This window comes from Maridesulfovibrio pacificus (SeqCode) (genome assembly GCF_048612815.1).
Classification (GTDB): Bacteria; Desulfobacterota; Desulfovibrionia; order Desulfovibrionales; family Desulfovibrionaceae; genus Maridesulfovibrio; species Maridesulfovibrio pacificus.
In genome coordinates this window covers 172496-186401 of sequence record NZ_JBLZNE010000001.1, presented here as the reverse complement: position 1 = coordinate 186401, position 13906 = coordinate 172496, and the positions used below count along the sequence as shown (strand labels likewise).

General features: G+C 46.5%; 16 protein-coding genes. 7 read left to right on the top strand and 9 right to left on the bottom strand.

Annotated features, from left to right (window positions below; all coding sequences use genetic code 11):
* Positions 1-2 precede the first annotated feature (2 nt).
* Both ACNI23_RS00960 and ACNI23_RS00955 read left to right on the top strand, forming a co-directional pair.
* The gene (locus ACNI23_RS00960) at positions 3-500 is read left to right on the top strand and encodes a Crp/Fnr family transcriptional regulator (RefSeq protein ID WP_420246180.1); all 498 of its coding nucleotides are present in this window, start codon (positions 3-5) and stop codon (positions 498-500) included.
* A 27-nt stretch (positions 501-527) separates the two neighbouring features.
* Positions 528-1130, top strand: coding sequence for a hypothetical protein (locus ACNI23_RS00955; protein ID WP_420246178.1), 603 nt, complete (start codon positions 528-530; stop codon positions 1128-1130).
* 81 nt (positions 1131-1211) lie between these two features.
* On the opposite strand, the gene hepT is transcribed toward ACNI23_RS00955, so the two are convergent.
* From hepT to rfbC, 7 genes are all read right to left on the bottom strand, one after another.
* Positions 1212-1631, bottom strand: coding sequence for a type VII toxin-antitoxin system HepT family RNase toxin (hepT, locus tag ACNI23_RS00950; RefSeq protein WP_420246176.1), 420 nt, complete (start codon positions 1629-1631; stop codon positions 1212-1214).
* Entirely contained in the window at positions 1612-2085 is a 474-nt protein-coding gene (gene mntA / locus ACNI23_RS00945) for a type VII toxin-antitoxin system MntA family adenylyltransferase antitoxin (RefSeq protein ID WP_420246175.1), read from the bottom strand. Before mntA ends, hepT begins: the two co-directional genes overlap by 20 nt.
* 69 nt (positions 2086-2154) lie before the next feature.
* A complete protein-coding gene (qrcD, locus tag ACNI23_RS00940; RefSeq protein ID WP_420246174.1) occupies positions 2155-3387 on the bottom strand; it encodes a menaquinone reductase integral membrane subunit QrcD in 1233 nt (410 codons plus the stop codon).
* Between the two features lie 14 nt (positions 3388-3401).
* A complete protein-coding gene (gene qrcC, locus ACNI23_RS00935) occupies positions 3402-4187 on the bottom strand; it encodes a menaquinone reductase iron-sulfur cluster-binding subunit QrcC (RefSeq protein WP_420246173.1) in 786 nt (261 codons plus the stop codon).
* A 23-nt stretch (positions 4188-4210) separates the two neighbouring features.
* Positions 4211-6280 carry a menaquinone reductase molybdopterin-binding-like subunit QrcB gene (qrcB, locus tag ACNI23_RS00930; RefSeq protein WP_420246172.1) on the bottom strand — a complete coding sequence of 690 codons (2070 nt, stop codon included), beginning with the start codon at positions 6278-6280 and terminating at the stop codon, positions 4211-4213.
* Positions 6281-6293: 13 nt separating this feature from the next.
* On the bottom strand, positions 6294-6845 hold the full coding sequence (gene qrcA / locus ACNI23_RS00925; RefSeq protein WP_015850926.1) for a menaquinone reductase multiheme cytochrome c subunit QrcA: 552 nt from the start codon (positions 6843-6845) through the stop codon (positions 6294-6296).
* Between the two features lie 192 nt (positions 6846-7037).
* Positions 7038-7589 carry a dTDP-4-dehydrorhamnose 3,5-epimerase gene (gene rfbC / locus ACNI23_RS00920; RefSeq protein ID WP_420246170.1) on the bottom strand — a complete coding sequence of 184 codons (552 nt, stop codon included), beginning with the start codon at positions 7587-7589 and terminating at the stop codon, positions 7038-7040.
* A gap of 259 nt (positions 7590-7848) precedes the next feature.
* Here rfbC and ACNI23_RS00915 point away from each other — a divergent pair, with 259 nt between their 5' ends.
* From ACNI23_RS00915 to ACNI23_RS00905, 3 genes are all read left to right on the top strand, one after another.
* Positions 7849-8409 (top strand): CvpA family protein, encoded by a 561-nt coding sequence (locus ACNI23_RS00915; protein ID WP_420246169.1) that lies wholly within the window; start codon positions 7849-7851, stop codon positions 8407-8409.
* Position 8410: 1 nt separating this feature from the next.
* The gene (gene mazG / locus ACNI23_RS00910; protein ID WP_420246167.1) at positions 8411-9178 is read left to right on the top strand and encodes a nucleoside triphosphate pyrophosphohydrolase; all 768 of its coding nucleotides are present in this window, start codon (positions 8411-8413) and stop codon (positions 9176-9178) included.
* A gap of 191 nt (positions 9179-9369) precedes the next feature.
* The gene (locus ACNI23_RS00905) at positions 9370-9579 is read left to right on the top strand and encodes a hypothetical protein (RefSeq protein ID WP_319780608.1); all 210 of its coding nucleotides are present in this window, start codon (positions 9370-9372) and stop codon (positions 9577-9579) included.
* 87 nt (positions 9580-9666) lie between these two features.
* Here the strand turns inward: ACNI23_RS00905 and ACNI23_RS00900 are convergent, their stop codons facing one another.
* Positions 9667-10647, bottom strand: a complete 981-nt coding sequence (locus ACNI23_RS00900; protein ID WP_420246166.1) for an SPFH domain-containing protein — start codon at positions 10645-10647, stop codon at positions 9667-9669.
* 16 nt (positions 10648-10663) lie between these two features.
* On the bottom strand, positions 10664-11122 hold the full coding sequence (locus tag ACNI23_RS00895) for an NfeD family protein (protein WP_420246164.1): 459 nt from the start codon (positions 11120-11122) through the stop codon (positions 10664-10666).
* A 219-nt stretch (positions 11123-11341) separates the two neighbouring features.
* Here ACNI23_RS00895 and ACNI23_RS00890 point away from each other — a divergent pair, with 219 nt between their 5' ends.
* Both ACNI23_RS00890 and ACNI23_RS00885 read left to right on the top strand, forming a co-directional pair.
* Positions 11342-13171, top strand: coding sequence for an aminotransferase class I/II-fold pyridoxal phosphate-dependent enzyme (locus ACNI23_RS00890; RefSeq protein ID WP_420246162.1), 1830 nt, complete (start codon positions 11342-11344; stop codon positions 13169-13171).
* A 13-nt stretch (positions 13172-13184) separates the two neighbouring features.
* On the top strand, positions 13185-13898 hold the full coding sequence (locus ACNI23_RS00885) for a class I SAM-dependent methyltransferase (RefSeq protein ID WP_420246161.1): 714 nt from the start codon (positions 13185-13187) through the stop codon (positions 13896-13898).
* Positions 13899-13906 lie beyond the last annotated feature (8 nt).

The following is a 13906-nucleotide window of genomic DNA, read 5'->3' as shown; positions in this document are numbered from 1 at the left end:
TCATGGCAGCAGAAACAAGCGAATACCAAGAACATTTGGAAATAATGAGGGAGATTCCTTACTTCTCCGGTCTTGACCTTGAAGCACAGAAGCTGATCGCCTACCTTTGCGTACGTGAGAGATTTTCAGCAGGTGACGAAGTTTTTGCCAGCGGTGACTTTGACCAGTCCGCATATTACCTAATCAGCGGATCCATGGAAGCTTATCTTGATGCAGGCACAACGAAAGTCCAATCTTTTAAAGAGGGAGACTTTGTCGGTGCGCTATCCCTCATTGGCGATTCCAAACGTTTATTCACTCTTAAGGCAACTTCGGACTGCATCTGCATCCGCCTGACCAGTGAAAAATTCAAGAAGGCTCAAGAGCAATATCCTGTTATCAGCAACAAGTTCTTGAAGGCCACAGTTGACATGATCAGCAACTGGGAAGAAAGATTTATAGCAAACTACAACGCAGGATGTTCCGGCTGTACTACCGGGATAGGATTGACTCTCATATAGAGCCCATTGGGCTACAGGAATTATCAAATGAAGAAAGTTATCTTATTGACCTTATTAGTTTCCTTGATTGGCATATCTGGTGCTCTGGCCGCCCAAAACGCTCCAGAATCAGTTGCGGGCATAACCATCGGTAATGATGTCTCAACAATCCGTTCACTTCTGGAAGAGAATTCTGCGACTTGCCCTTGGCAGGAGGAGTATATCAAACGGATCGGCTTGAAAGACATGGAAGGTTATAAGGGTGGATATGTTGTTGTCGGCAACTGCAAGCGCAAAGATATCATCCTGCGCATGAAGCTCAAATATCAAGACGATAGCATGGAATTTTTCAACAAGCTTTACGGCAAAATTGAAAAACGTTTTGGAAAGCCCAATGACTGGCGAGGCAACCCCTTCGGCACTCTCAAGGTCTGGAAATGGTCCTTGGGTGATGCAGACGGCAATGTCAGCCTCATTCTGCAGCATTTCAGCGGCGATGATGATTCCATAACCAAAGGGAACTCTATCAGACTTTCCCGTCCTTCATGGATTACACAGGAAATGGAATGCTGGGACATCAAACATCCTCCGTCACAAGAGAAGCCCATTCCTGCAAAAATGAAAGGCATGAAGTGGTTTCTGCCCTACTAGGCAAAGATAGGTAAGTATGTACTAGAGAGCCTCCCTGCGCAAGCGGGGAGGCTTTTTTGATACGAAAAATTATAAAGACTGCTACTTATTTGAATCCAACCATTGCAAAACAGCATCACCGAAACGTGAGAAGTCATCCAAATGATTTAAGCTTACTGCGTGGACGATCTCCCAATCCAAGTTCATATACTCATGCACTGCAATATTACGCAATCCGACACTTCGTGATAATCGTTCAGCCAAATTTTTATCCAGTATCTTCTCTTGCCCAAGGTAAATAAAACTTTCAGCCATTGAAGAGGGAATTTTAAATTTTGCACTTAAAATATGAGTTGCAATATCGACACTTATTTGGACTGCACGCTGCAAGTTCAGGATAACAATATCCTGTAAGTCATAATCTGAAGCAAGAACTTCCACCCGACTAGGAGTCTTCTGCTTAATCCTTTCCAGGCAACGCTGTAAGGAAACAAGCTTAACCTCAATAACTTTTTGATTCACTAAATCCTCTCTTTAGGTTGGATAGCACCAAACGATTTCGTAAGGGTTCATAATCGGCTTGCTCAACAAGCATGCGACTTGCTGTTTGAGCCAGAAGAAGAGAATCCAGTCCAAACATAAGATTACCTGTGGTTAAAATTTGTTGAAGAAGTAATCCATGACACTTCTTTAAATCAATGAGATCGACCTCGCGACCCATTTTGATGCTGATAAGAGCTTGAAGTTCCATTATTCTCTTATAAGAAAGAGGAGATGGACCTAATACAGCAACATCGATGTCACTGTCAGGTCTAGTGTCGCCAGTTACAGTTGAGCCAAAAACAATCCCGACTTCGAGATCATCTTGCTGCTCCAGCAATGTGGCAAGCTTTGATATATCATTTGTACCCATAGTCATCATGAATTTAACATACCAGTCAGGATTATGATTTTCCAGCCTAAAATCTAATACCATAGTTTACAAGAAAAGGCCCCACTCTCACGAGCGGGGCCTTTTGACTTTACTTATGTAATCAGCCGAAGACTACTTCTTGTTCAGCTTGAGTTCCTGAGGGAACATAGGCAGGTAGCGGTAGCAGAGGCTGAGTACCAGAGCACCGTATGCGCAGATCATCAGGGTGGTAGCCCATTCTGCCCAGTTCGGTACATATACTTCCCAGTTATCGAAAGGCATAACCGGAATAGCGATGGTCTGGACAGTGAATACGTAACGGTTGATGGTTACGCCGATGCAGTCCAGAATTGCTGCAGAGTACAGCAGTGTGGGGTTGTTTCTGATGGAAGGAGTGATCAGCATGATTGCGGGAACGATGCCGCAAAGCACGAGTTCAGTCCAGAGCAGCCACTGACCGTATACATTACCGTAGAACATCTGTTCGAAGGTCAGGCCAACGGAGGGCAGGTAGCCTACAGCCCAAGCCCAAGTGTCAATGATCTTGAAGAACATGTACACGCAGAGCATGGTACCGGCGATTTTACCCATCAGAGCTTTAACTTTGTAATCCACCAGTTTCTTACCGGTCATTTTCTCGATGAGGGTACAAACCAGAACTGTGAAGACAGGACCGGAACCCACAGCAGAGAGAACGAAGAGGAAGAAAGTCCAGGGCCAGATGAAGAAACCTTCACGGAAGGCGTAAGGACGACCAAACATGACGCCGTACATACCGCCGAGAGAACCCTGGTGGAAGGTGGACAGGAATGTTCCGATACCTGCGAACAGAGCCATATTCACGTGAAGGTGATGGGCAAAGTGATGCAGGAAAGGAATCTTGTTCAGCTGCTTCTGCTCGAGAATCAGCGGAATGAATTCAATAATCAGAACAGTGCAGTAACAGGTAATACAGAAGATAACTTCTGTGAGCATGGAGTGCACGTTGGGGTGCCAGTAACCGAACCATGCGCGGATAGGCTGCCCGATATCCATGGTCAGAATGAGCATGGCACCGGAGTAGCACAGGAATCCTAAGACTACTGCAAGGTTGATGATATTTTTAAGTTGATCGATCTTGAGGATGTACTTGAGAAAACCGGTGAAAAATGCACCGGCACCAAGTGCGATAACCGCAAGGTCAAAAGTAATCCAGAGGCCGAACCCGAAGTAGTTATCTAGGCCGGTTACGCCGATACCGTAATAGAAAATCTTTACAGCAGCGTAGACGCCCCAGAGCAGGATGGCAGTAGGAAAAACCATCCAAAGCAGGAACTTAGGCAGTCCGCAGCGTTTTGTGCCTTCGGGGAAGAGATTGCTATCCATGGTAAACCTCCCTCCTAATGCTTGCCTTCAGCAGCATGTTTTTCAGCATGGCTGCCTTGAGCTACGTTATCACTCTGCTCACGAACCCATTCACGACGGCTGATGTAGTAAACCTGAGGATCCATGCCGATAGACTCCAGAATGCGGAAAGCATTGGGGTTCTTAATCAGTTCATGAACTTTGTGCTCAGGATTCTTGGCATCACCGAAGGAGATTGCGCCGGTGGGGCATGCTTCCAGACAGGCAGGCTGGTACCAACCGTCAGGCAGCTTGTTCGGATCCAGACCTTCAGCACGGGCACGCTGACGCGCATCCAGCAGTCTGGAATGGCAGAAGTTACATTTCTCAACAACACCGCGAGGACGGGCAGAAGTAGAAGGAGACAAAGCCTTGTCCATTCCACCGGGCCATACCGGGTCAAGCCAGCCAAAGTAGCGGGCATGGTAAGGACACGCAGCCATACAGTACCTGCAACCGATGCAACGGGGGTAAATCTGACTGACGATACCGCCTTCTTCGTCCTTGGTAGTAGCAACTACGGGACAGACGGGAACGCAGGCAGGGTGTCCGCACTGCATGCAGGGTCTGGGCAGGTAGGCAACTTCCCTGTTCGGGAATTCCTTACCGTTGTTGAGTTCGTAAACAAGCATCCAGGTGAGGGTCTTAAGCTTATTGGACCCTTCTTCCATGGGAGCTATGTTATTTTCAGCCTGGCAGGATACCATACAAGCACCGCAACCGGTACACTTGTCGACATCAACTACCATGGTCCATTTAGTATCAAATTCCAATTGTTGCATAACGTGAATCCCCTGACTTTAATTTAGGCGATGCTCACGAAAGAACTGGTCCACACGGACAAACCGGTGCCGGACTCAGTACCAACGGTGAGAAGTTTGGAGATGTTTTCGCCTTTACCGCTGGAGTAAGCATCCCATGCGGTGTGACCGAATCCAAGAGGTGCGGCGATAACATCGTTCATTACGCCTTCATTAATGTGGATTCTTACAGCGCACTCTCCGCCTGCTCCGGCAAGCTTGACCTTGGAACCTTCAGACACACCAAGTTTCTTGGCAGTCTTAGAGTTAACCTGAACCATGAGGTCTTTACCCAAAAGCTCAAACTTACTGATAGCAACCACGTTAAGCGGCGGAATAGCCACAGTGGAAGTACCGAAGATCAGCTTTGAGTAAGGAGCAAGAGCGATTTCGCCGCCCTTAGGCATGGTTACTGCCTTAGAGAGAACAGATGCTGCAAACTTAATGGAACCGGATTCAGTGGAATCGGAAACATAAGCAGATCCTTCTACAAGGGAATCCCAGTCAGCGCCCGCTTTTTCGGCTTTAGCCTGATAAACGGCTTCTGAGGATTCGTAACCAAGGTCGATACCCAGACCGGAAGCCACGCCGAGAATTACGTCAACAGTGGGCTTGCTGTTGTAGAGAGGCTCTGCAACAGGAGCACTGGCTGCGAGCATTGCAGCACCGACACCGTATGGAGTCTGTGCATCTTCAAAACGCTCATAGCTGGTGGGGTTGGGCATAATCAGGTCAGCTTTGGAAGCTGTTTCATCCATATAAGTGCTGAAGCTTACGAGGAAACCTGCTTTTTCGAATGCCGGTGCCAGAGCTGTGTTCTGGGGCAGAGCGTAAACAGGGTTGGCTTCGTAAGCCATCATTACTGCAGGAGCTGCAACTTTGCCTGCGGCGATACCAGCAAGGTAGCCGATAAAGTCTTTAGCAGCCAGTTCGGAACGGCCGGCAGCAGCTTCAACAGCTGTGGGCAGTTCGGGGAGAATCTTCATTCCACCGTCTTTGTTGACGCGACCGAGCAGCATGTTAACTGCGGCAGCGGCAATCACGTCTGCTGCACCGGCACCCTGAGCGAACTCGGAGCCTGCAACAACAACGGGAGCGGAAGATTTCATGATGCGTTTGGCAATTGCTGCCATTTCAACTCCGGATACGCCGGTGGCTTTCTCCACTTTATCGGGAGAGAATCTGGACATTACCAGAGTCTTAAAGTCGGCGAAATCAGAAGCAGAAGCGGAAGCTCCAGCCTTAAGCATATGGTAAGCAAGACCGAGGCAGAAAATAGCGCCGGTACCGGGTGCTACCGGAATCCACTTATCTGCAGCGGCTGCTGTGTTGTTCTGGAAAGGCCCTGCGTAGACATAAGTAGTCTTAATGTCTTCACCGGTGGGACGGCTTTCAGAGTAAACACACTGGTTTCTCACAACCGAACCCCATGAATCCATGGCATCCGCGCCTACGAAAAGCACTAAGTCGGAATTTTCCAGATCGTAACCGATCTGTCCTTTTCCGCCCATGCTTGCCAGAGCAACGGCTGCGCCCTGCTCTTCAGAGGGCATCAGGTAGCAGTCTGCACCCATTTCGGAAGCGAAACCGGACAGAACCTCAGTTGCAGTACCGGTAGTATCGCCGGAAACAACAGTGAGTTTGCCTTTCTGTCCTTTAACTGCTGCGAGTTTCTCAGAAAGGAGCTTTTCAGCTTCTTCCCAGGAGATGGACTCGTATTTGCCTTCCGCGGTCTTTTTCATAGGACCGTTAATACGGGAAGGGCTGTACATGAGCTGCGGGCCGCTGGCGCTGACCGGGTCAACACCGCCTTTGCTCATTGCGTTTTCTGCATTTCCTCTGGTGAGGTAAGGGCTTCCGCCCACGGATTTTACAATCTCAGCACAGGGGCTGGCACCGAATTTGGCAACAGAAGCCTGCTCGGTGATTGCACCGTATTTCAGTCTGGGAATCCAGGGCCAGTTCTGGGACCAGATAGAAGCGTCATCCAGAGTTTTCCAAATTACAGGGGTGAAGAGTGAACCAACTACACCACCTGTTACCAATTGAATAAAAGTTCTGCGATCAATACCCATTGCAGTCCCTCACTTACTTATGGCAGACGTAACATGCGTTGCTGGTACCAACTTCCGCATGACAGCGTTCACACTGCCACATCTTCATGGTCTGCTTGCTGTAACCGCTGATTCTGTTTTCGTAATACGTCGGCAGCGTGTCGCTGTTGCCTACGTCGGGATGGCAATCCGTACACTCGAAACCTTGGTGTGCCATGTGCGAAAAGTAAACGTTATCGGGCTGATACTGATAAACCAGCCAGGGTACTTCCACACCCTTCTGCAGATACTCGGTCACGTAAATTTCCTCAGCTTCGGTTTCTCCGAGGACATCTTCGTGACACTCAGCACACTGCTCATTGGAAGGCAGACCGGCAAAAGAACCGTCTTCCAAAAACATGTGACATGACTCACAGTCCATACCTTCACCTTCAACATGAACCTTGTGGCTGAAATCGATAGGCTGAGTCTTCTGGCTATAAATAACCTGCGGGAAAACCCACCAACCAACAATCAGGCTCGCAAGGACACCGATGAAGAAAGGAAGAACTCCTCCACACTGCTTCGATGTTCTTTTTTCCTCCATAACCTCGCCCCACTACTCCTTAAGTTTTGTGAAACATAAACAACCAATTAACGCCATTTCTTCTAAAATAGAGAATCTTTCTATGTCAAGAGAATATGAAACTTTTCACAAACTCTCCAAAAGAAGAAAAACCCCTATTTCCTGACAAAGATATGCGAAAAAGCGCTTGAAAAACACTTCTCGCAGACCGGTTTAAAACTCAAACGGAGAATCAAACCGTGCCAGGAGAGGAAGCTCCAGGTCTTTATCGGAAAGTACCGGATTCTTTGTCTTCCAGTCGATATTAAGATCCGGATCATTCCACCTGATCCCGGCCTCGCTGCCAGGTGTGTATCCGGAATCGACCTTGTACATGAACTCGTTTTCCTCGGTCAGAGTTTCATATCCATGCGCAAATCCCTTGGGGATAAACAACCTCAGAAAGTTCTCCGCTGATAGTTCAATTTTGAACGATCTACGGTAGGTTGGTGATCCCTTACGCAAATCTACAACGACATCGTTAACAGCACCCCTGGTGACCCAGACAAGTTTTGCCTGAGCATGAGGAGGCATCTGCAGGTGAAGACCGCGAATGACGCCGAGACCCGATGAATATGCATGGTTGTCTTGAACAAAATCAGTAGGCAACCCATTTTCCGCAAAGACATTTTTATTGAAACTTTCCAGAAAAAAGCCCCGCCTATCCCTGAAAACCTTAGGTTCAATAACCACAAGTCCGGGAAATTCTGTTTCAATCAACTTCACGCATATCCTCCAAGCATGAATAATTAAAATCCTGCCCCTTAAAACCATTCCCTCAAAATTAATCGAGAATTACCTGAGAACACGAAATGACACAACCTCATTTTTCACTTGATTGTCATATTTTTTATTATTTTCAAGTAGGTTCATGATATTCACTTTTCCTCTGCTGTCTGCTAGGTTCCTCTTATCTCTTTTATTGATAAGGCTTCATGCGGAATTCGCGCATTTTTTCACAAACAAATTATTAACGGATTTCAGTATGCAAACAGCAGGCTTAGCATTTAATGCGCTGGATATCATTTTAATTGTCATTGCCGGGGCCCTGATTTTTAGAGGCTTACTGCGGGGGATAGTCAGAGAAGCTATTTCCGTTTTTTCTTTAATTTTCGGCTTTTATCTTGCCGCAAAATATCATCACGAGCTCGCCCCGTATTTTCAAACTTTTTTTGACGGCCCAGGAACTGTAAAGGCGTTCAGCTACCTTTCTATTATCGTAGCCACGCTTTTTGTTGCTTTTCTGGTCGGTGTTACCATTAAAAAAATATTGACGGTGTCCATGCTCAGCTGGGCTGATCAGGTCCTCGGCGGGATTTTGGGTTTTGTCGAAGCAATCATTGTCGGCGGCATCATTATTGTCGTGCTGAACAGCTTTACACCCAATTCAGAGTTCCTGACCAAGTCCAAACTGGCTCCAAAAGTAATGTCCACGGCAAGCTTCTTCATCAGCTTCGCCCCAGACAATGTACTTGATTCATTGGATATAAAGTCAATGTTTCCCGATCACTCAGAACTCACTAACCCTATAAGCGATACTATTTAAAATGAGCGCAAAATCCATTGAAAAACTCAAAAATGTAATTTCCAGCCTAACTGCTCCAGACGGCTGCCCATGGGACAAAGAGCAAACACCTCAAACACTTTGTGATTCTTTAATTGAAGAAGCTTTCGAACTTGTAGAAGCTATCCGTGCTGACGACAAACAGGAAGTGATGGAAGAGCTTGGTGACGTCATGTTTCTGCTGCTGTTCATTGCTCAGCGTTACGAAGAAGATAACGCGTTTACCTTTGCTGATGCTGTTGATTCCGGCGCAGCAAAAATGATTCGCCGCCACCCGCACGTATTCGCGGACTGCAAGGTCGAAGATCAGGAAGAGTTGCTCCGTAACTGGGAAAGAATTAAACGCAGCGAAAAAGAAGGCGACAAAAAGATTTTCGATTCCCTGCCGAAGGGATTGCCGCCCATGCTCAAGGCATACCGCATAAATTCAAAAGCAGCCCGCAGCGGATTTACCTATGAATCTGATGAGCAATGCCTGGGCCAGCTCGATAGTGAATGGAAAGAATGGAACACTGCCTTAGAATCCGGCGACAAGGGAGCAATTGCCGAGGAATTCGGCGATTACCTGTTCACCCTTATTGAACTGGGCCGCAGAAAAGGCATTAAAGCCAATACCGCTTTGGATATCACCAACAATAAATTCCTTGAGCGTTTTGCCAAAATGGAAGACCTCGCCAAAGAACAAGGCAAAGATATCTCTGAGATGAGCCTCATCGAACAGAATGAGCTTTGGGAACAGGTAAAAAAATAGACCTGTTCAACTGGACTTCAAAAAATCCCCGCTTTTATCATTAAAAGCGGGGATTTTTTATATTTTAAAACAATTATTATAGATAGTTGTTCAGAAATCCTAAATTATCCTTATTTTTACCCTAAAGTATCTCAGAGTTTAACCGATTTAACAGATAGGCGCGTATATTGCCCTTTTTCGGGAGGGGTTTTATGGACGTAACAGGAATCAGCTCAACAATGGATACCGCACCTGCGGTAAGTGACAAGCAACTCTTCGGAGCTCAGGTTGTAACCAAGACACTTGATTACATGAACTCCGATCAGTTCAGTTCTTCAACCAGTAGCGATTATGATTTCCAAAAAAGCGTTCTCAGTGCCGCGTACTCCGGTGTTGGGACAATAGCTAACACTATAGCCTAAAAGGGCAGTCCGTGCGCCTGAAACGTAAAACCCGGCCATCACAGCCGGGTTTTATTATGCGTGTAAATTTCCGAGAAAAAAGTTCACTTATTCCAAAGTAAATCCAAACTCACCCTGCCCTTCAGGTTTCTGTGCAGACTTCCCACTATCGCCCTTAACCTTGCCAAAAACACTCATGGCAGTTCCTACCATGGAAGCCACATCTCCGGCTTCAGCAGGAAGAATCAAGGTGGTAGATTCACGAGCCAGACCTTCAAACGCCTCCACATAACGCTCCGCTACACGAAGTGATGCAGCATCAGCACCACCAGAAGAATTCAGAGTTTCCCCGACAGTACGCAAAGCCTTGGCTGTGGCATCAGCAACAGTAGTGATGGCTTCAGCCTTACCGAGGGCTTCGTTCATGAGCCGCTCACGCTCACCCTCACTCTTAAGCACTTCATCAAGCTTGGCCGCTTCCGCTCTGTTAATTATGGCCTGTTTTTCACCTTCGCTTCGGGCAATATCCGCACGCTTCTGACGCTCGGCGATCATCTGAGTTTCCATAGCCGCTTTCACGCTGTCCGGAGGAGTAATATCCTTAATCTCATAACGTAAAACTTTTATACCCCAAGAAGCAGCGGCAGCGTCGATGGCTTCCACCACCTGAGCATTTATGGAATCACGTTCTTCAAAAGTCTTATCGAGCGCAAGCTTACCGACACAGGAACGAAGTGCAGTCTGAGCCAACTGCGAAGCAGCATATCGATAATTGTCGATACCGTACGCTGCGGCTTTGGAATCCTGCACTTCTATGAAGATAAGTCCATCTACGACTACACTGACATTATCACTTGTAATACAAGTCTGAGGTAAAGTGTCGAGAGCCTCTTCCTTAAGTGAAAACTCATATGCCACACGATCAATAAACGGAAACAGAAAATGAAACCCAGCGCCAAGAGTCACCCGGTACTTGCCGAGCCTTTCCACTATTGCCTCTGTTTTCTGGGGAACGATCCGAATGGATTTAATGATTATTACAACCAGAACCACAGCAATTAATATAACAGCAATCAAAGCAGGAGCCATAACGCAACCTCAACTGTCAAAGTTTTTCCACTAAAAAAGAAGTCTTGCTTTTGTCAGCCCATGAAACGATACGTACTTTGTCACCAACCACGAAATTATGGTCTAACTGGGCAACAGCCTTCCAGAATGAGCCTCTATACTTAATCTGACCAAAACCGTCAGAACCGAAATCCTTGCTAACCTCAGCTAATGCTCCTTCAGGCGAATTATCGTACCCATCATCAACTACATCGGACACCTGCCCTTGAAACCAGCCCATAAATGTCCGGCGAAGGATCAACAACGTCCCAACAGAGGATATACAGAAAACCGTAACCTGCAGTACCAAAGCATCACTGTAAATTAGTGCTGCTAAAGCGGAAAGCAGACAGCCAAGGCTAAAAAAAATCAAAACCATTCCTGGAGCCACAAGTTCCAGCAAAGCCAGAACAAGTCCGGCAATCAGCCAAATCAACCAAAGTGGAAGACCGTCCACATACATCTCCTTTGATTCGAATATTCATTAAAATCAACAACCACAAAATCTATATAAAATCATTATCATAATAAAACCAATTCGCTCAATATAAATTCATTAATCGTACTATCCATGATCACCTGCAAAGTTTTTAATAAATCTTAATTGAACTTTATTTTGGAACAAACATTGCTTATCACTGCCCATTGCAAACACTAATTTGACATGGAGACAGCTATGCAGGTTATCATTCTAGCAGCAGGAAGAGGACAAAGGCTAAGTCCCATTACGGATGATGTTCCCAAGCCACTGGTCGAAGTCAATGGATGCCCGCTGATCGTTAATGCTTTAAATATACTGTCGAAACATCCGGTTGAGCGATTTATTATTGTAGAGGGCTACAAGTCGGAACAACTGCATGAAAGGCTTGGTGACAGCTACAACGGTATCGAAATTGTCTACGTACGAAACGAAGACTGGGACAAAACCAACAATATCCACTCCCTATGGCTCACCCGCGAATTGTGGGACAGGAACACCATTCTTCTGGAATGCGATATTTTCTTTGAACCGGGACTGATTGAAGAGCTGCTGGAAGAGCCATTCGCCAATGCTGTCATGGTTGATAATTTCCAGCAACATATGGACGGCACTGTGGTGGAGCTTTCTCCTGACCGCAAGAATATTACCCGATTGATCCCCGGTAAAGACCAGGATAAAAATTTCAATTTTACCGACAAATACAAGACGGTAAACATTTACACCTTTACTGAAGATTTCCTGCAAAATATTTTCCTGCCCACTATTGATCTGTATGTAAAAATGAACGGCCAGAACGAGTATTATGAACTGGTGCTGGGTGTGATAATTTTTATGGGCAGCAAAGAGCTTAAAGCCAAGATATGCAATTCTCACCGCTGGTTTGAAATTGATGACTTCACGGACCTGCAACGGGCCGAGGCATATGTAACCGATGACCGTTCCCTGCTGGAAAAAGTACGCAAGAAATACGGTGGATACTGGCGTTATGACTTCACGGACTTCGAGTATCTGTACAATCCTTATTTTCCCAACCAGAACCTTTATAACGAACTTCGCCTGAACTTGACCGACCTGCTCGACAACTACCCTTCAGGACAGCAGGAAATCAATCACAGCCTTGCGAACTGGGCTAAAATTGATGAATCCATGCTTGCAGTGGCCAACGGCGGTTCAGAACTTATTGAACTCCTGCGTCAAAAAATTAACAAGGTTACCCTGCTCCAGCCTTCATTTGATGAATATGCACGAAATCTCAAACCCGAACAGATCCATGCCATACCGCCCTGCCCGCATAGCCTGACTCAAACTCCGGCAACAATTGTCAAAGAAGCAAAATCAAGCGGTTCCAACGCGCTGGTTATCGTCAACCCCGGCAACCCTACCGGAACAAGGTTCAAACCGGCAGAACTTCGCTACATGTTCGAAGAACTGCGTCATCTGGATATGATAATCCTTGATGAATCATTCGCCGATTTCATCGGTACCGGACGTGACACGACTCTTCTCGATGAACTGGATAAATACCCGAATGTGATCATCCTGCGCAGTTTGAGTAAAGACCTCGGAGTTCCGGGAATCAGGCTTGGTTACATTGCAAGTGCCGACCGCGAACTCATTAAAGAAGTACGCACAGCCCTGCCGATCTGGCACATCAATTCAGTTGCCCAATATTTTTTGGATATTCTCCCGAAATACCGCAACGATTACGCTTTATCCCGCGCTAAAGTAATCGAGGCCCGTGATGAGATGGGAGAAATGTTAAACGCAATTCCAACCCTGAAGGTTATCCCTTCATACGCAAATTATTTCTGCTGCGAACTCCCGGAGGGGGTTTATTCGGATTACATTCAGGAACAATTATTCATGAATCACAAAATGCTGGTTAAAGACCTCGGCAAAAAGCAAGGGCTTCCTGAAGGACGCTATCTGCGGCTTGCGGTTAAAACTCCTGAGGAGAACCGCATGCTGGTTGATGCCCTGACCACAACACTTGCTGATAATATGATCACATCCCAAACAGCATAAAGCGGAGATCACAATGAACATTTCTACTGATAATAAATGGCACGAGGTATGGACCCGCAAAGGAACTGAAAGTGGAGATTCACTTGAAGACCTTATGAAAGCAGACGGCTTTGATACCGGAACCGGAGCAATATCTGTTGATGACTGGATGAAAACTTCAGCAGACATCAAAAACAGACTGGAAACCGATAAGGCTTCAAAGATTCTGGAAGTTGGTTGCGGAGCCGGAGCAATGCTCTACACCTTTCGCAATTCCGGCCCGGAACTTTACGGTGCTGATTACTCTGAAACACTGATCCAGAAAGCCACATCCGCAATCCCCGAATTAAACGGTAAAGCTTGCGAAGCTTCTACCCTCGGTTTTGCGGACAACATGTTCGAAGCTGTTTTTTCCCACGGGGTCTTCTTTTACTTCCGTGACCTTGATTATGCTGAAAGGGCCATGGATGAAATAATGCGAGTTCTAACCCATGACGGGAAAATATTTATTCTCGATGTACCCGATCTCGAGAAAAGAAATCTTTGCGAAGACTTCAGGCGCAATGTGGTCTATGCCGGGGAAGAATACCCAACAGCAGAAGACAGCCCCTACCGCCATCTTTACTATCCCAAATCATGGTTCCATGAATATGGGAAAAAATACGGCATGAAGGTCCAGACTTTTGATCAGGATCTTGAAAGCTATCCTATGTCTCCCTACCGGTTTAATACTTTGCTGACTTTCTAGTTCCTGAA

Bases quoted from the DNA above. Each gene is read 5' to 3' on its own strand.
- ACNI23_RS00960 (WP_420246180.1), top strand. From the start codon at position 3: ATGGCAGCAGAAACAAGCGAATACCAAGAACATTTGGAAATAATGAGG.
- ACNI23_RS00955 (WP_420246178.1), top strand. From the start codon at position 528: ATGAAGAAAGTTATCTTATTGACCTTATTAGTTTCCTTGATTGGCATA.
- mntA (WP_420246175.1), bottom strand. From the start codon at position 2,085: ATGGTATTAGATTTTAGGCTGGAAAATCATAATCCTGACTGGTATGTT.
- qrcD (WP_420246174.1), bottom strand. From the start codon at position 3,387: ATGGATAGCAATCTCTTCCCCGAAGGCACAAAACGCTGCGGACTGCCT.
- qrcC (WP_420246173.1), bottom strand. From the start codon at position 4,187: ATGCAACAATTGGAATTTGATACTAAATGGACCATGGTAGTTGATGTC.
- qrcB (WP_420246172.1), bottom strand. From the start codon at position 6,280: ATGGGTATTGATCGCAGAACTTTTATTCAATTGGTAACAGGTGGTGTA.
- qrcA (WP_015850926.1), bottom strand. From the start codon at position 6,845: ATGGAGGAAAAAAGAACATCGAAGCAGTGTGGAGGAGTTCTTCCTTTC.
- ACNI23_RS00915 (WP_420246169.1), top strand. From the start codon at position 7,849: ATGCAAACAGCAGGCTTAGCATTTAATGCGCTGGATATCATTTTAATT.
- mazG (WP_420246167.1), top strand. From the start codon at position 8,411: ATGAGCGCAAAATCCATTGAAAAACTCAAAAATGTAATTTCCAGCCTA.
- ACNI23_RS00905 (WP_319780608.1), top strand. From the start codon at position 9,370: ATGGACGTAACAGGAATCAGCTCAACAATGGATACCGCACCTGCGGTA.
- ACNI23_RS00900 (WP_420246166.1), bottom strand. From the start codon at position 10,647: ATGGCTCCTGCTTTGATTGCTGTTATATTAATTGCTGTGGTTCTGGTT.
- ACNI23_RS00890 (WP_420246162.1), top strand. From the start codon at position 11,342: ATGCAGGTTATCATTCTAGCAGCAGGAAGAGGACAAAGGCTAAGTCCC.
- ACNI23_RS00885 (WP_420246161.1), top strand. From the start codon at position 13,185: ATGAACATTTCTACTGATAATAAATGGCACGAGGTATGGACCCGCAAA.